A 16,533-nucleotide genomic window follows, 5' to 3' on the forward strand; every position below is an offset into this window, starting at 1 on the left:
CGCGGGTCGGTCCGTCTCCCCATTCCGCACCGGCCGCCTGGAAGCGGGGAGCGGCTCTGCCCCAAAAGCCGCCCTGGAGCAGATCATGGGGCAGATCCGCTCCCGCGGTGGCCCGTGCATCGCCGGACGATCAGGCGGGGATGGCGGCGAAGGCCCCGGTCTCCGGTAGGTCCAGCGCCGGGTCCGCCGAGAGGATCGAGCGCTGCAGCCGCTGCAGCCGGGCCGAGGGCTCCACGCCGAGCTCATTGGCGAGCGCCATGCGCAGCTGCCGGAAGACCTCCAGGGCGCGCCACTGCTGCCCGGAGCGGTACAAGGCGATCATGAACTTCGCGCATAGATTCTCGTGCATCGGGTTGCGTGCGACCAGCATGGCCAGCTCGCCCAGCAGCGCGTGGTGCCGGCCCAGCCGCAGCTCGGCGTCGATGCGCGTCTCCAGCACCCCGATCCTGCTCTGCTCCAGGCGTGTCGCCTCGACGCTCAGCGGCATGCCCCGCTGCACATCGACCAGCGCTTCCCCCGACCACATATCGAGCGCCTTGCGCAGCAGCTCGGCCGCCGCCACGTAGTCTCCGCGCTCCCAGGCACGGTTGCCCTGCTCGGCCAGTTTCTCGTACTCTTGGGCATCCACCGTCACGGCATCGGCCGGGAACAAGTAGCCGTTATAGCGGGTGACCAGGATGTCTTTGGCCGATCCGGAGTCGGAGGAACGGCCGATGAGCCGGCGCAGCTGCAAAATGTAGGTCTGCATGGTCGTCAGCGCACTGCGCGGCGGATCCTCCCCCCAGATCTCCTCCACCAGGGTGGGCACCGGGACCACCTCGCCGGCGCGCAGCGCCAGCAACGCCAGGATCTGCCGCGGCTTGGCCGCCGTCGGCGCCACCGATTGACCGTTCCTGGTCGCTTCAAGGGGCCCCAGCACCTTGATGCGCATCATCGAAGCTCTCCCCTCGCCGAAGCATCCGTCACAGGAATGTCTCTTCAACAAGTGCAAAGCAAAACCCGTGAGGGGGACAGTGCCGCCGCCATCAATACGGCGTGAAAAACTCACAGCACATAAGTGAGAAATTCATAAGTCCGACGTCGGGGCAGGTCACCGGGCGTCCTGTGGTGCGTCCCAGCGGCGGCGGACCGCTCCCGGGCAGGCTCTGAGGGGCGTGCCGGCGGTCGGGGGCATCCCGTTCCCCCATGGCTCACGACAGGTCTGCTTCATAGCCTGGAAGCGGACCGCGGCGCTCACCGCGGTCGTGCGGCGACGGTGAGGTGGGCACGGACATGAGCGTGGACGGTGAAGCCCTCCGGTTCGGAGTGGAAGAGGAGTTCCTGGTCATCGACCGCCGGACCCGGGCCACCGTGGCGGGGGCGCCCGCGGTGATCGAGCGTGCCGCGGCCCGGCTCGGCGACCGGGTCTGCGGGGAGATCACGCTGGTGCAAGTGGAGAGCCGCACCAGGCCCTGCACCACGGCCGCCGAGCTGGCCGGTCAGATCGCCGCCAACCGCGCCCACCTGGCCGCCGCGGCCGACGGGGGCGGGCTGGGCGTCATCGCCAGCGGCACTCCGGTGCTGGGCGGCGCGGTCCCCTCCCCGATCACCGAGGGACCCCGTCAGAACCGGGGCAACGCCACCTTCCGCGGGCTGCACCACGAGGCGGCCTTCTGCGCGCTGCACGTCCATGTGGAGATGGCCGACCGGGAGCGGGCCGTGCGGATGAGCAACCATCTGCGCCCCCACCTGCCGGTGCTGATCGCGCTGGGCGCCAACTCCCCTTACTGGTGCGAGCGCGACACCGGGTACGCCAGCTGGCGGACCCTGCTGTGGAGCCGCTGGCCGGTGGCCGGCCCGCCGCCCTACCTGGAGTCCGCCGAGCACTACGACACGCTGGTGGCCACCATGCAGGAGGCCGGGGCGCTGGTCGATGTCGGCAACGTCTTCTGGGACATCCGGCCCTCGGCGCACCTGCCGACCCTGGAGGTGCGGGTGAGCGACGTGCCGATCACCGCCGAGGAGTCCGCCGCGCTGGCCGCGCTGGTACGCGCCCTGATCACCAGCCTGCTGCCGGCGGTCGACCGCGGCGAAGACGGCCCGCACCTGCGGCCGGAGCTGCTGCGCCTGGCCTACTGGCGGGCCGCCCGCGACGGGCTGAGCGGATCGGGGGTGGACGTGCACACCGGCAAACTGCTGCCGGCCGTCGAGCTGGCCGAGCGGCTGCTGGAGACGGCCCGGCCGGGCCTGGAGCGGCACGGGGACCTGGGGCGGGTCACCGGCTGGCTGCGCCGGCTGATCGAGCACGGGGACGGGGCCTCCCGGCAGCGCCGGGCCGCCCGCGGCGGCGGGCTGACCGGTGTGGTGGACCATCTCCTCCAGCAGACCGCGCCCATGCCCCGGGCCGTGTGACCGCCGCGGTCCGCCGGGCACGGTGACATCCGCGGCGTGCGGAGCAGCCGGAGAAGGTCAAGGACGCCTGCGATCGGCGCGCAGCGGAGTGAGGGCGCCGGCCGGTCTCCTCTGACGCCGCCCGAGCGTCGGGATGTGCCGGGACGGGCGCGGCCCCGGCCGGCAACACCGCCGAGGCCGCGGCGAGCCGAGGGTCGCCCTTCCCCGAGCGGGTGCGTCAGCGCCGCTGCTCCTCCAGCTCCGACACCCGGATGGCGTGCTCGACCAGGGCGACCAGGACCTCCTTGACCGACTCCCGCCGCCGGGCGTCGCACAGCATCACCGGGACGCCCGGGTCGACGTCCAGTGCCTCGCGGATGGTCTCCACGCTGTAGCGGCGGGCGCCGTCGAAGCAGTTGACCGCGACGACGAAGGGCATCCCGCGCCGCTCGAAGTAGTCGATGGAGGCGAAGCTGGAGGTCAGCCGGCGGGTGTCGGCCAGGACGATGGCGCCCACCGCACCGTAGGCGATCTCGTCCCACATGAACCAGAACCGCTCCTGGCCCGGGGTGCCGAACAGGTAGAGGCGGACGCCGTCGGGGAAGGTCAGCCGGCCGAAGTCCATGGCCACCGTGGTGGTGCTCTTGCCCTCCACGCCCCTGATGTCGTCGACGCCGACGCTGACGTCGGTCAGCGTCTCCTCGGTGCGCAGCGGGCGGATCTCGCTGACCGAGCCGACCAGCGTGGTCTTGCCGACCCCGAACCCTCCCGCCACCAGGATCTTCAGGGCCACCCGCGGGACGTCGTCCAGGTCGTCGGAGAAGGCGGGCTGGTCAGAGGCGGCGGAGATCATCGAGCACCCTCATCAGTAGCCGGGTATCGGGTCGTTCGGGCATGGCGGTGCCGCCGGCATGGACGGCGCTCGGCTGCCGCTGCTCCTCGATCAGGCCGTGGTGGTAGAGGTCGCCGAGCAGCACCTGCACGACCCGCAGCGGCAGGTCCAGGTCCGAGGCCAGGTCGGCGGTGGTGGAGGGCCGGCGGCACAGCTCCAGCAGGCGGCGATGCTCGCGGGTCAGGCGCAGGTGGTCGCCGGGGCGGCGGCCGGTGGCGACCAGGATGGTGACCAGGTCGAACCGGATGCCGCGCGGCCTGGTCCGGCCTCGGGTGACGGCATAAGGGCGCACCAGCGGCCCGGCCTCCCGGCCGACCCAGCGCTCTTTGGGAGTTTCCATGGGCGTTTCAGCGTGGTCCGGGGGCGGGGTGGGCTCGGGTCACCGGCTCGGCGGCCTGCTGCTCGGCCTCGGCGCGGGGGGCGGCGGTCATGTGCCGGCGGACCCGCTTGATCAGCATCGCCGTCTCGTAGGCCACCATGCCGGCATTGCCGGCCTCGCTCAGCACGGCCAGGCAGCTGCCGTTGCCGGCGGGCACGATGAAGAACAGCAGCCCGTCCATCTCCACGACGGTCTGCCGCACCCGCTTGGCGGCGAAGTGCTCGCGGGCGCCGTTGGCCAGGCTGTGGAAGCCCGACGACAGGGCGGCCAGGAACTCGGCGTCCCGGCGGGTGACGCCGCTGGATGCGCCCATGACGAGACCGTCGCGCGACAGCAGCACGGCCTGGCGCACCTCATCGACCCGCTGCACCAGGTCGTCGAGCAGCCAGCCGAGATCGCCGGCCTGTTGCGGCTGGTTCATGCCTTACCCCCGCTCATTCCATTGATCGAGATCCGGTGTTTCCTCATCGTCGTCGCGGCCGCGCATCCAGCCGGCCTGCAGCGACGACATCAGGTCACGGCTGTACTCCGGGCTGGGCTCGTCGAAGTCCTCCTCGTCCATCGCGGCGGACATCTGCGGGGAGGGGTCCCTGCGCAGCTGCGGCACCAGGTTTTCCTGCCGGCGGCGGCGCGGCAATGGACCTTCGCCCTCTGTGGGGGTCACATCGAGCGGGCCGGTGCCCTGCTCGACCGGGCCGGTGGCCGGGACGATGCCGATCGGCCCGGTGGCCTCGCCGATGGGGCCGGTATCGCCGCTGATGTGCCCGCCGTTGCCGCCCCTCCCGGCGGCGTGGCGGCCGCCGGAGGCCAGCGGGCCGGTGCCGGGCAGGTCGCGCACCGGGCGGCCCAGCCGGCCGGAGGGGGCGTGCCGCGGCTGGGGGTGGTGGGTCTGGCGGGCGCCCTCCGGCCCGGCCGGCACCGCCACCGGTTCCTGCCGGGCCTGCTGCCGTTCGGAGACCACCAGCGAGCCGGGGATCAGCACGACCGCGGTGGTGCCGCCGTAGGGCGACGGCTGCAGGGAGACCTTGATGCCGTGCCGGACGGCCAGGCGGGCGACCACGAACAGGCCCAGCTGCTCGGTGTCGGCCAGGTCGAACTCCGGCGGGTCGGCCAGGCGCTGGTTGAGCTCGGCCAGCTGCTCGGGGTGCATGCCGATGCCGCGGTCGATGATCTCCACGGCCAGTCCGTTGGCCACGGCGTCGGCCCGCACCACCACCTCGGTGGTGGGCGGGGAGAAGATGGTGGCGTTCTCGATCAGCTCGGCCAGCAGGTGGATCACGTCGGCGACCACGGCACCGGCGATCATGTCGGTCGAGGAGACGACGGCGTCCACCCGGGTGTAGTCCTCCACCTCGGCGATGGCGGCGCGGACGACGTCCTCGGCCGGCACCGGGTGGTCCCAGGCCCGCACGGTCGGCGAGCCGGCCAGGATCACCAGGCCCTCGGCGTGCCGCCGCATGCGGGTGGTCAGGTGGTCCAGCTTGAACAGGTCGTCCAGCTCCTCGGGGCTGGAGGCGCGGCGCTCCATGGTGTCCAGCAGCTTCAGCTGCCGCTGCAGCAGGGACTGGCTGCGCCAGGACAGGTTGATGAAGACCCGGTTGATGTTCTTGCGCAGCTCGGCCTCGCCGACGGCGGTCTGGATGGCGGTGCGCTGGACGACGGCGAAGGCGTCGGCGACCTCGGCGATCTCCCTGGTGCGGCCGGCCTCCAGGCGGGGCGCCTCGGCCGCCACGTCCACCTCTTCACCGCGGCGCAGCCGCGCCACCACGCGCGGCAGCCGTTCGTGGGCCAGGCTGTAGGCGGCCTGCTGCAGCCGGCGCAGCTCCCCGGAGACGCTGCGGGTGAACAGCACCGACAGCGTCACCGCGGCGATGACGGCCAGCAGGCCGACCCCGCCGGCCAGGTAGAAGCGCAGCTGGATCTGGTCGCCGATCTCGTGGGTGCGCTTGTTGAGCGCCTCACCGGTCTGGTGGATGGTGTTCCACCACATCGGCGCCAGCGCCGCGGTGCTGGCCTTCCAGTCGGCCAGCCGGACCCCGCCGCTGGTATTCACCCCGTGGGAGACCACGCCGGCCTCCAGCGACTGGTAGCGCTCGAACTCCGGGGAGCCGATCAGCCGCTGCACGGGCTTTTGCAGCTCGCCCTGGAAGACGACGGTCGACATGGCCATGAACTGGGCGCGGCTGCCGGCCCACCGGGCGAAGGCGGTGCGCTGGGCGCCGGTCAGCCGGCCGTCGGCGGGGACCGCCGCCAGCAGGGCGTCCTGGCGCAGCATCATGTCGCGGGCCATGGACGCCTGCATCACCGCGGCGGTGTTCCGCTGGATCTCCACCTCGTTGAGGTCGGAGATGGTGAGCAGCAGCTGGTAGGCCGCGTCGCTGATCCGGCTGTAGCCGTCCACGGCCGCCACCGGGTCGATGGCGTTCGCCCTGACCTGTGAGCGCAGCGTGCCGAGGGTGTCGAGCGCCTCGTTGAGCGCGGCCAGGCCCCGCCGGCCGTCCTCGTCGACCGCGTCCCGGGCCTCTTTGGAGAAGGCCAGGTTGCGGAAGCGGGCGACGATCGCGTCCAGCTTGGCCGACTCCTCCTGGAACTTGCGGGTGTTCTCGGTGCTCGGGTCCCCCATCAGGGCGGCCGCCGCGGCGCGCTCCCCTTCGAGCACCTGGGCGACGGCGGCGCTCGGGGTGCCGACGCGGTCGTAGAGGGTGTTGAAGTTCCGTTTGGCCAGCACGCCCGACAGGGTGAGGCTCGCGGCGAACCCCCACAGCGTGATCAGCGAGAGCAGCGGGATGACGAGCAGCAACGCGATCCGGCTCCGCATGGCCCGGGTGCGGGGACGTTGATGGGATCCCGGAGTCTGGTCACGCTTCGACAAGATCGTCACTCCATGATCGGTCCCGCCGCCGCCACGGCGGCGAAGAGCGCCTGCTCGCCCCGGAGGTCGTCGGAGGAAACAGCGACACACCCACCCCCAGGGGCACGGTCCGGCCAACTCCACGGAAGCTTAGGGGATAGCCCATTCATGGGCATCTGCGACACAGTAACAACAAATCCGTGGTCAGGGCATATACTCCCCCGCCGATGCCCTCTTCGGCCGGCCTGTGAAAGCACGGTTTCTACGACGCGGTAACACGGTGCCGAAGTGGCGCCGTTCACTCTCCCGGCCGCACCCGGCCCGTCCGATCCCGTCCGGGCGGTGTTCCAGGACGGCCGGCCGGTCTTCGAACGGTGACCTCACCGTTTCCCGGACATCGGCAAATGTCACCCTACGACCGGATGTGTCGCCGGTACTCTGTCGCCCTGACCGCCACAGCGCCGGGCGCGTGGCCCGGCATGTCGGGAAGGGGGCGTGGCCGTGCCGCCGAAGCAGGCCGCCGCCGAGCGGGCGCGCATCATGGAGGCCGCCTACCGTTGCCTGGCCGACAGCGATGGCGCGACCGCGTCGATCACGGACATCCTCAGCACCGCGGGACTGTCGACCCGTGCCTTCTACCGGCACTTCGACTCCAAGGACGGGCTGCTGCTGGCCATGTTCCGCCGGGACGCCGACCGCCTGCTGGCAGAGCTGCGGGAGGCGACGTCCGCGGCGGCCACTCCGGCCGAAGCACTGCGCGTGATGGCCCATGTGATGCTGCGCCTGACGGCCGACCCGCGCCGCCGGCGGCGGGTGCTGGTGCTGACCTCCGCAGAAGCCCGGCGGGCCCGCGGTTACGCCGCCGAGCACCAGCGCTTCGTGGCCGCCCAGGAGGCGGCCATCGCCGAGATCCTGCGGGCCGGCCGGGCGGACGGCTCCTTCCCCTGGGCCGATCCGGAAGGCGACGCCCGTTTCATCCAGGCGGCGCTGGGTCAGGCGTTCATGGAGCAGATGACACAGACCGCCCGCCTCGGCCCCGCCGAGGCCGCCGACCAGGTGGTCGGCTTCGCCCTGCGCGCCCTCGGCGCGCCCGCCGGGCGGCGGGACTGACCCTCGGCCTGCCGAGCCTTTTCACCACGCCGTCCCCGCAGATCGCAGGCGGAGGCCTCGCAGTCGGGGACAATGCCGCGGCCTGCGATGTCATACCGCGGGGCTCCCCTCCCAGGTCTCCTGAGACCGCGTGGCGATAAAGGCTCACTGCAGCGGCGCGAAGACCGGCGGGCGCTTTTCGCGGCGGGCCGCGAGCGCCTCGGCCAGGTCCGGGCCGTCGAAGGAGGCGTCCATCAGTTTCAGCGTCTCGGCCAGCGCCTCATCGTGTCCGCGTTCCAGGTCGGCCCACACCTGGGCCTTGATCGTCGCCAGCGAGTGCGGCGAGCAGCCGGAGGCCAGGTCGGCGGCGTAGTCCACGGCCTCAGCCAGCAGCCGCTCCGGCTCGACCACCCGGTGCACCAGCCCGATCCGCTCGGCCTCCTCGGCGTCCAGCGTCCGGCCCGACAGCAACAGCTCCATCGCCCGCGAGGCGCCGATCAGCCGGGGCAGCAGCCACGACAGCCCGTACTCGGCGACCAGTCCCAGCCGGGAGAAGCTGGTGGTCATCTTCACTCCCCGGGCCGCAAAGCGCACGTCGCTGCCGAGCATGTAGGCGAAACCGATGCCGGCCACCGGGCCGTTGACGGCCGCGATCACCGGGGTGCGCAGCCGCAGCGCCAGGTGGGGCAGGTCTTCTGCCGGCGGCAGGAACGTCCGGATGGCCTGCGGGCCCTGGTTGAGGATCGCCAGGTCGGCGCCGGCGCAAAAGCCCCGGCCGGCCCCGGTCACCACGATGGCCCGCACCTGCGGGTCGGCGTCGGCCTCCCGCAGCGCGTGCGCGTACTCCATCGCCATCTGCTTGGTCATGGCGTTGAGCACCTGCGGCCGGTTGAGCGTGACCACCGCCACCGAACGCTCCTGGCGCACCAGCACGGTCTCTTCGGTGTTCTCCATCGACCCCTCCCATCGGCATCGGGTGCCCGCCGGCGGCGCGGCGGGGCGAGGCCGACCGTATCGAAGCCGCTTCACGCGGCCCTACCGGCCCCGGCGCCTTGGGCGTCCGCCGTGCGGCCTGGAGGCGGGAGGCACGGCCGAAGACATCCGAATCTCGCCGTCCCCGCTCTTTTAGAGAGGTTCCGGCGAAGAGCCGGCCGGTGGAAATTCCGCCGGGGACCAAAGTCCCGCTCCTTCGGGCCCGTCGGACCTTCAATGAAACGGCTTCGGTGAGTGAACTGAAAACGCAGAAGATCTTCCGTAAGGAGGCTGCCATGAGCACTCAGGTACGTCGCCGCTCAAGCGGACTGCTGCCCGCTTTCGCCGACTTCCCCGACCTGTTCCCGGAATTCTTCGACAGGGTCGAGTCGCCGCTGGCGCTGCTGCGCGGTTTCACCGGCCAGCTCATCCGGGTGGAGGACTACGTCGAGGGCGATGACTACATCGTGCGGGCCGAGCTGCCCGGCGTCGACCCCGACAAGGACATCGAGATCACCGTCTCCGACGACGCCCTGCACATCCGCGCCGAGCGGCAGGAGGAGTACCGGGAGGGACGGCGCTCTGAGTTCCGCTACGGGTCGTTCTCGCGGACGCTGCCGCTGCCCAAGGGCGTCAACGCCGACAGCGTGAAGGCCTCCTACGACAAGGGCGTCCTCACCGTCACGGTGCCGCTGCCCAAGGAGCCCAAGGCCGAGGCCAAGCGCGTGGCCATCAAGAAGAAGTGACGCCCCGCCGGGCCGCCCGGCACCGCCGGAGTGCCGGGCGGGTATCGGCGTGTTTCCCCTTGCATGAAATCCCATCCCGCTGAAAAAGGTTCGAAGAATTCACAACCTGCCCGGCCGACGAATCACTCTGCGGCATAAATCCCTTCCGGCCCATCGGATCAAGGACCTTCGCCCCTCGTCCGCTGAAAAGCGCCGCCGGCCCTGAGGGGATCCGGCCGGGCTGCGGGCCCCGGGTCAGGACGGGGTGATCACGGCGCGTCCGCTGAGCTCCCCGGCCTGCAGCCGCCGGTAGGCCTCCACCGCCCGCTCCAGCGGGTAGGTGACGATCGTCGGGCTGACCAGCCCGCGGGCGGCCAGGTCGAGGACCTCGATCAGTTCCGGGCGGCTGCCCCAGTAGGTGCTCTGCACCGAGACCTCATACGGCGGGGAGAAGAACGACACCGGCAGCGTGCCGCCGGCGATGCCGACGATGGTGATATCGCCGACCATCCGGGCCGCGGCCCCGGCCATGGCCAAGGTGGCGTCGGAGCCCACGAAATCCAAGATCACATCGGCGCCGCGGCCCCCGGTGGCCGAGCGGATCTCCGCCGCGGTGTCCTTCCCGGAGAGCAAGGCCTGATCGGCGCCGGAGGCCAGGGCGAGTTTGAGCGCCGCCTCGCGGGTGTCGACCGCGATGATGCGGGCGGCGGTCGTCGCCTTGAGGATCTGCACCCCCATGTGGCCGAGCCCGCCGACCCCGATGACCACGGCGGTGCTGCCCGGCGGGAGCTTGCCCCAGGAGCGGCGGATCGCGTGGTAGGGGGTGAGCCCGGCGTCGGTGATCGGCGCGGCCGACACCGGGTCCAGCCCGTCCGGCAGCGGAACCAGGAACCGGGGATGCGGGATGAGCATGAACTCGGACATGCCGCCGTCGGCTCCGAGCCCGCCACCGCCGCCGGGGGCCGGCGAGGCCGAGGTGTTCTCGCAGTAGGTCTCCACGCCGACCCGGCAGCGCTCACAGAAACCGCACCCCCAGGGGCCGTAGACGGCGACCGGCTGCCCGATCTCCAGCCCGGTGACCCCCTCGCCGAGCGCATGGACCCAGCCGGCGTTCTCGTGGCCGAGGGTGAACGGCGGGTCCCAGGGCATCTGACCGGGCTGGAAGTCGTGCATCAGGTGCAGGTCGGAATGGCAGGCGCCGGCGCCGCCGACCCGGATCACCACCTGGCCCGGGCCGGGCTCGGGCTCGGGAAGCTCCACCAGCTCCGGTTCGGAGTTCCACCGCATCAACCGCAATGCGCGCATCGCGGCCCCCCTTTCTCCCGTGGTCTGCGGATCGGCTGCGGAGGCCGCAGGATGCATGCCCGCATTCGGCGGGAAATACCTCAACGCACCCAAGCTCTTCCCCGTCCGCCCGATGAAGCGCGGAAAGGGCGCCTCGCCGGGCGGACGTCCCGTCGCGGCCGGAGCATCGGCGCCTCCGGCGGGGACCTTCGGCTCTGTTCGATCCCGGTGCGGCGGCATACGGTCGAAGCATCCGAGCAGGAGGACGTCCATGGACACCACCACGGACCACGCCGCCGACCGCGACCGGGCCGCCGCGGTCAGCGAGACCCACACCGGGATCGTCTTCTTCGCCGGCGAGCGGGCCTACAAGGTCAAAAAGCCGGTCGATCTGGGTTTCGTCGACCTGACCACCCGGCGGGAGCGCCGGCGGGTGTGCCACCGGGAGGTGGAGCTGAACCGGCGTTTCGCCGGCGACGTGTACCTGGGGGTCGCCGAGCTGTCCGGGCCGGGCGACGAACCGCCCGAGCCGATCGTGGTGATGCGCCGCATGCCGGCCGGGCGCCGGCTGGCGACGCTGGTGGCCGCGCGCCGGCCGGTGGAGGAGCCGCTGCGGGCGGTCGCCCGCACGCTGGCGGCCTGGCACGCCCAGGCGCCGCGCGGCCCGCACATCAGCGAGCAGGGGTCGCGGGACGCGCTGCGGCAGCGCTGGCGGGACAGCTTCGAGCAGGTCCGGCCCTTCCACGGCCGCTCGATCGGCGCGGCCGAGGCCGCCGAGATCGAAGAGCGCGTCCTGCGCTTCCTGGCCGGGCGCGAGCCGCTGTTCCGGTCGCGGATCCAGGCCGGACGCATCGTCGACGGCCACGGGGACCTGATGGCCACCGACATCTTCTGCCTGGACGACGGGCCGCGCATCCTGGACTGCCTGGAGTTCGACGACCGGCTGCGCTGGCTGGACGGCCTCGACGACGCCTCCTTCCTGGCCATGGACCTGGAACGGCTGGGCGCCCCCGGCCTGGCCGAGCGTTTCCTGTACTGGTACGCCGAGTACGCCGCCGACCCGGCGCCGGCCTCGCTGCGGCACCACTATGTGGCCTACCGGGCCTTCGTCCGCGCCAAGGTCGCCTGCCTGCGCCACGCCCAGGGCGATGCGGCCGCCGCCGCGCAGATCGACCCGCTCACCGAGCTGACGCTGCGGCACCTGCGGGCCGGGGCGGTGGGGCTGATCCTGGTCGGCGGGCTGCCCGGCACCGGCAAGTCCACGCTGGCCCGTTCGCTGGGCGACCGGCTCGGCTGCGCCGTGCTCAACAGCGACGTGGTCCGCAAGGAGCTGGCCGGCATCCCGCCGGACCAGTCGGCCGCCGCCCCCTACGGCACGGGCATCTACAGCCCCGCCCACACCGAACGCACGTACGCGACCTTGCTGGGCCGGGCCGAGACGCTGCTGGAGCAGGGCGAGAGCGTGGTGCTCGACGCCTCCTGGACGGTGGCCGAGCACCGCACCCTGGCCCGCCTGCTGGCCCGCCGCACCCACGCCGACCTGTTCGCCCTGCGCTGTGAGGCCCCGCCGGCGCTGGCCGAGCAGCGCATGCGGGCCAGGACGGGCGGCCCCTCCGACGCCGACCCCGAGATCGCGGCGGCCATGGCCGCCCGCAGCGCCCCCTGGCCCGAGGCCGACGTCATCGACACCTCCGGCCCCGCCGACAAGGCCGTCGAGCAGGCGCTGTCGATCGTGCGCCCGCACGGCGCCGAGCACGTGTGGCCCCGCCGCCCGCAACTGCCGCCGGGCTGAGGCGAGCGCGCTGCGGCCGCGGGCCCTCATCCGGCCGGATGGGAACGAAGGCTCATCCAGGGGCGCGCAGCGCCCGGTAAGGAAGATCTCGCCGGCCGGGTCCGCCCGCGGGTAGGGCTGGGAACATGACCGGGCGACCGCCGGCACCGCCGACCGAAAGGACCCTGCCATGCTCGTCCGAGAGGCCATGACCTCCCCCGTGGTGACGGTGTCGCCGGACGCGACCGTCCGCCAGGCGATCCGGGTGCTGTATGAGCACAACATCACCGCGGCGCCCGTGGTGGACGACAGCGGCGCCATGGTCGGCATCGTCAGCGAGATGGACCTGCTGCGCGGGGAGTTCGCCGCCGATCCGCGCGCCTTCGCCCGGCCGGTGGCCGGGCCGCACGAGCCGCCGCCGCGCCTGGTGCGGGACGTCATGATCACCGATGTGCGCACCGCGCAGCCCACCACCGACGTGGCCGAGCTGGCCGAGATGATGATGCGGACCGCCATCAAGAGCGTGCCCGTGCTGGACGGCGACACCCTGGTCGGCATGGTCAGCCGCCGGGACCTGATGGCGGTGCTGGCCCGCGGCGACGCCCGCATCCGCGACGACGTGCTGTCGGCGCTGGCCGAGCTGATGCCCGGCGGCCACGACTGGACCGCCGAGGTCACCGACGGGGTGGTGCGGCTGAGCGGCCCGGCCGGCGATGAGAACGCCCGGCACATCGCCGAGACCATCGCCCGGACCGTGCCCGGGGTCACCCGCGTCCTGCTGGAGGAGCCGGCCTGACCCCGGGCGCCGCGTCACCGATCACCACACATACGGCCAGCCCGCGGCGTCGAAGCCCAGGTAGTTGATGCCGAGCTTGTGACGGCCGCCGTCGGTGCGGTCGTAGTAGTGGTAGACCAGCAGGTCCTGGTTGCCGTCGCGCAGGACGCTCTGGCCGCCGGGACCGATCACCCGGTTGCCGTGGGAGGCCAGGACCTGGGTGCCGCCGCCACTGAGCAGCGGCCGCCCGGAACGGTCGACGTAGGGGCCGGTGATGGAGCGGGAACGGCCGACCATGATGCGGTAGGTGCTGGAGGTGCCCCGGCAGCACAGGTCCCAGGAGGTGAACAGGTAGTAGTAGCCGTTGCGGTAGATGATGTGCGGGGCCTCGATGCCCAGGTCGTCCCTGCTGCGGCGGGCCAGGGAGTAGATGGTGCGGTCGCTGTGCCGGTTGCCGGTGGCCGGGTCGATGCGGATCAGCTTGATGCCCGTCCACCAGGAGCCGAACGCCAGCCACCAGCGGCCCTGGGCGTCCACCGTCAGCTGCGGGTCGATGGCGTTGTAGTCGTCGCGGGACGAGGAGGTGATCACCCGTCCCCGGTCGCGCCAGGTGCCCGGGCGGCCGCTGTCGCTGACCGCCAGCCCGATCGCCGAATTGTTGGAGCCGAAGGTGGAGGCCGAGTAGTACATCAGGTACCGGCCGCCCTGGTAGGACACGTCCGGCGCCCACAGTTCACGGGGATCGCCGCTGTAGGCGGTCGCCCATGACGCCCCGGCGGGCAGCGCCGAGCCGGCGTGAGAGAAATCGATCCGGTTGGTGGACGAACGCGCCTCCAGCCCGTTGTGGGTCGAGTACACGTAGTAGGTGCCGTCCGCGGCGCGGATCATCGTGGGGTCGTGCACGAAGACGTCGCCCCGCACCAGTCCCGGCTCCGGATAGGCCGCACGGGCCGGGCCCGCCATCGCCAACGCGGTGGCGGCGGCCAGCCCCACCGCCAGGACGCCGCGGCGGATCCGCCTGGAACAAACGCCGATCATGGGCTCCTCCTCGGTTCTGCCGGCGCAGTCCAGCACGCCCGGGGCCGCCGTCCAAGGGGCTTTCACAACTGTGGTCGCCCGCGACAACCGCCCGGCCGGGCCGGTGTGAGTCCCCACCTTCCCGGCTCGCTTTGCGCGCCGGGACGCATCGTCGCCGGGGTGTGTACGGCTCGCGCCAACCGGGCATATGCCGCTGACGGAGGTACGGCGGAGGTATTTGCGCTGATGGCAGGGCATATGAGGGCGGCGGGTCATGGGTGGCGGTGCCGGGTCTTCCGGTGAGTTCGACCCCGAGGCGATCGAGGCGCTGCTGGTCCGGACGGTGCGGCGGGTGGGTGCCGGTTCCTGCATGCTGTACCTGCTGCTGCCGGAAGAGCAGGTGCTGCGGCTGGCCGTGCTCAGCGGGATCACCCCGGAGATCGTCCAGTCGTGGAAACGCGTCCCGCTGAGCTGGTCGCTGCCGATCACCCAGGCGATCCAGGAGCACCGCCCGGTCTGGCTGACCAGCCAGGGCGACCTGTCCCGCGACTACCCGCAGCTGGCGTTCGTGCTGCCCTACCTGTTCACGATGGTCGCCCTCCCGATCACCGCAGAAGGCACCGACCTGGGGGTGCTGGTGCTGCAGTGGCCGGCCTCCCACCCGCCCGGCCCTTCCCCGGCCGAGCAGGAGCGGCTCGACAAGACCTGCCACCGCCTGGCGGACCTGCTGCAGCAGGCCTTCGCGTCCGGCTGGCCGGAGCCGTCCGCCCTCGAACCGCGCGTGGTCGCCTCCCACCCGTCCCACCTGGCCTCCCCCGCCGAGGCCGCGGCCGCGGTCGAGCTCGTCGAGCGCCTTCCCGAGGGATTTTGCTCGCTGGACCTGGAGGGGCGGCTCACCTTCCTCAACAGCACCGCCGCCAACCTGCTGGGAAAGCCCAGGACGCAACTGCTGGGCAGGCCGCCGTGGAAGGAGCTGCCCTGGCTGCAGGACCCGGTCTATGAGGACCGCTACCAGGCGGCCCTGGTCAGCCGGCAGGTCACGTCCTTCAGCGCCCGTCCCCCCGGCGGCCGGTGGCTGTCCTTTGAGCTGTACCCCGACTCCCAGGGGGTCAGCGTGCGCATCACCCCCACCACCACACCGGAGGGGGCAGAGGAACCGCCCAGGCCCGCCGCGGCGGCCCCCCGGCGGCGGCTGCGCCCCGGCGCGCTCTACCAGCTGGTGCAGCTGGCCGCCATGTTCACCGAGGCGGTGGGGGTCCAGGACGTGGTCGACCTGGTCGCCGACCAGATCATGCCTGCCTTCGACGCCCAGGGGCTGGTGCTGTTCGAACTGGAGAACAACCGGCTGCGCGCCATCGGCTTTCGCGGGTACTCCCCGGAGGCGGTGGACCAGCTCAACGTGATCTCCCTGAAGACCCCGCTCACCCCGGTGGAGCGGATGGCGGCACGGGGCTCGCCGGTCTTCATCGAGTCCCCGGAAGAGGTGGAGGAGAACTACCCCGGCATCCCGCGGCTGACGGGCAAGGCGGCCTGGGCCGTCCTGCCGCTGGTCGTCTCAGGCCGGATGACCGGGTGCTGCCTGCTGTCCTACGACCGGCCGCACGAGTTCTCCCCCGAAGAGCGCACCATCTTGACCTCGCTGGCCGGGCTCATCGCCCAGGCGCTGGCCCGCGCCCGGCTGTATGACACCAAGCACGACCTCGCCCACAGCCTGCAGTCCACCCTGCTGCCCACCGTCCTGCCCACCGTGCCGGGGCTGGATGTGGCCGCCCGCTACCTGCCGGCCACCCGCGGCATGGACATCGGCGGCGACTTCTATGACCTGATCCACCTGGACGACGAAACCGCCGCCGCCGTGATCGGGGACGTGCAGGGCCACAACGTCACCGCCGCCGCCCTCATGGGCCAGGTCCGCACCGCCGTGCACGCCCACGCGGCGGCGGGGGCCGGCCCCGGGGACGTGCTCTCCCACACCAACCGGCTGCTGACCGACCTGAGCCCGGGGCTGTTCACCAGCTGCCTGTACGCCCACATCGATCTGAAGAACGAGCGGATGCACCTGGCCTCGGCCGGGCATCTGCCGCCGCTGCTGCGGCACCCCGACGGGAGCACCGAGGTGCTGTGGGTCGATCCCGGGCTGCTGCTCGGCATCGAGCAGGACGTCGAGTACCCCACCACCGAGGTGCCGCTGCCGGCCCGTTCGGTCCTGGTCCTGTACACCGACGGCCTGGTGGAATCGCCGGACGTCGACATGGACACGGCGATGGAGGGGCTGGCCGACGTGCTCTCGCAGGCCGGGCAGGCCCCGGCGGATTACCTGGCCACCGCCCTGGTGGAGTACCGCCGGCGGCTCAACGCGCTCGACGACGACATCGCCCTGCTGTTGCTGAACGCCCAGCCGTAGCCGT

General features: G+C 72.2%; 14 protein-coding genes. 6 read left to right on the top strand and 8 right to left on the bottom strand.

Annotation, left to right across the window (positions count from 1 at the left end; genetic code table 11):
- Window positions 1-130: 130 nt before the first annotated feature.
- The gene (locus BUE48_RS13825; RefSeq protein ID WP_245536859.1) at window positions 131-880 is read right to left on the bottom strand and encodes an AfsR/SARP family transcriptional regulator; all 750 of its coding nucleotides are present in this window, start codon (window positions 878-880) and stop codon (window positions 131-133) included.
- Window positions 881-1,272: 392 nt separating this feature from the next.
- On the opposite strand from BUE48_RS13825, the gene BUE48_RS13830 reads away from it, so the two are divergent.
- Complete coding sequence (locus BUE48_RS13830; RefSeq protein WP_012853131.1) at window positions 1,273-2,391, top strand: carboxylate-amine ligase; 1,119 nt, start codon at window positions 1,273-1,275, stop codon at window positions 2,389-2,391.
- Window positions 2,392-2,608: 217 nt separating this feature from the next.
- Here the strand turns inward: BUE48_RS13830 and BUE48_RS13835 are convergent, their stop codons facing one another.
- From BUE48_RS13835 to BUE48_RS13850, 4 genes are read right to left on the bottom strand one after another with little or no spacing between them, the layout of a single operon-like run.
- Entirely contained in the window at window positions 2,609-3,223 is a 615-nt protein-coding gene (locus BUE48_RS13835) for a GTP-binding protein (RefSeq protein WP_012853132.1), read from the bottom strand.
- On the bottom strand, window positions 3,204-3,602 hold the full coding sequence (locus BUE48_RS13840) for a DUF742 domain-containing protein (protein WP_012853133.1): 399 nt from the start codon (window positions 3,600-3,602) through the stop codon (window positions 3,204-3,206). The genes BUE48_RS13835 and BUE48_RS13840 overlap by 20 nt, the downstream gene beginning before the upstream one ends.
- Before the next feature lie 7 nt (window positions 3,603-3,609).
- Window positions 3,610-4,062, bottom strand: coding sequence for a roadblock/LC7 domain-containing protein (locus BUE48_RS13845; RefSeq protein WP_012853134.1), 453 nt, complete (start codon window positions 4,060-4,062; stop codon window positions 3,610-3,612).
- 3 nt (window positions 4,063-4,065) lie between these two features.
- Complete coding sequence (locus BUE48_RS13850; RefSeq protein ID WP_286990063.1) at window positions 4,066-6,459, bottom strand: sensor histidine kinase; 2,394 nt, start codon at window positions 6,457-6,459, stop codon at window positions 4,066-4,068.
- Between the two features lie 528 nt (window positions 6,460-6,987).
- Here BUE48_RS13850 and BUE48_RS13855 point away from each other — a divergent pair.
- Window positions 6,988-7,602 carry a TetR/AcrR family transcriptional regulator gene (locus BUE48_RS13855; protein WP_041439735.1) on the top strand — a complete coding sequence of 205 codons (615 nt, stop codon included), beginning with the start codon at window positions 6,988-6,990 and terminating at the stop codon, window positions 7,600-7,602.
- Window positions 7,603-7,746: 144 nt separating this feature from the next.
- Here BUE48_RS13855 and BUE48_RS13860 read toward each other — a convergent pair whose 3' ends face one another.
- On the bottom strand, window positions 7,747-8,535 hold the full coding sequence (locus tag BUE48_RS13860) for an enoyl-CoA hydratase-related protein (protein WP_012853137.1): 789 nt from the start codon (window positions 8,533-8,535) through the stop codon (window positions 7,747-7,749).
- Window positions 8,536-8,849: 314 nt separating this feature from the next.
- Here BUE48_RS13860 and BUE48_RS13865 point away from each other — a divergent pair, with 314 nt between their 5' ends.
- Window positions 8,850-9,299, top strand: a complete 450-nt coding sequence (locus tag BUE48_RS13865) for an Hsp20/alpha crystallin family protein (RefSeq protein WP_012853138.1) — start codon at window positions 8,850-8,852, stop codon at window positions 9,297-9,299.
- 234 nt (window positions 9,300-9,533) lie between these two features.
- Here the strand turns inward: BUE48_RS13865 and BUE48_RS13870 are convergent, their stop codons facing one another.
- Complete coding sequence (locus BUE48_RS13870) at window positions 9,534-10,583, bottom strand: NAD(P)-dependent alcohol dehydrogenase (protein ID WP_012853139.1); 1,050 nt, start codon at window positions 10,581-10,583, stop codon at window positions 9,534-9,536.
- 250 nt (window positions 10,584-10,833) lie between these two features.
- Between BUE48_RS13870 and BUE48_RS13875 the strand changes: the two genes are divergently transcribed.
- A complete protein-coding gene (locus BUE48_RS13875; RefSeq protein WP_286990067.1) occupies window positions 10,834-12,354 on the top strand; it encodes a bifunctional aminoglycoside phosphotransferase/ATP-binding protein in 1,521 nt (506 codons plus the stop codon).
- Between the two features lie 169 nt (window positions 12,355-12,523).
- Complete coding sequence (locus BUE48_RS13880) at window positions 12,524-13,129, top strand: CBS domain-containing protein (RefSeq protein WP_012853141.1); 606 nt, start codon at window positions 12,524-12,526, stop codon at window positions 13,127-13,129.
- Window positions 13,130-13,150: 21 nt separating this feature from the next.
- On the opposite strand, the gene BUE48_RS13885 is transcribed toward BUE48_RS13880, so the two are convergent.
- The gene (locus BUE48_RS13885; protein ID WP_012853142.1) at window positions 13,151-14,146 is read right to left on the bottom strand and encodes an arabinan endo-1,5-alpha-L-arabinosidase; all 996 of its coding nucleotides are present in this window, start codon (window positions 14,144-14,146) and stop codon (window positions 13,151-13,153) included.
- A gap of 253 nt (window positions 14,147-14,399) precedes the next feature.
- Between BUE48_RS13885 and BUE48_RS13890 the strand changes: the two genes are divergently transcribed.
- Entirely contained in the window at window positions 14,400-16,529 is a 2,130-nt protein-coding gene (locus tag BUE48_RS13890) for a SpoIIE family protein phosphatase (RefSeq protein ID WP_012853143.1), read from the top strand.
- Window positions 16,530-16,533: the final 4 nt, after the last annotated feature.

This window comes from Thermomonospora sp. CIF 1, assembly GCF_001896795.1.
GTDB classification, from domain to species: Bacteria; Actinomycetota; Actinomycetes; order Streptosporangiales; family Streptosporangiaceae; genus Thermomonospora; species Thermomonospora curvata.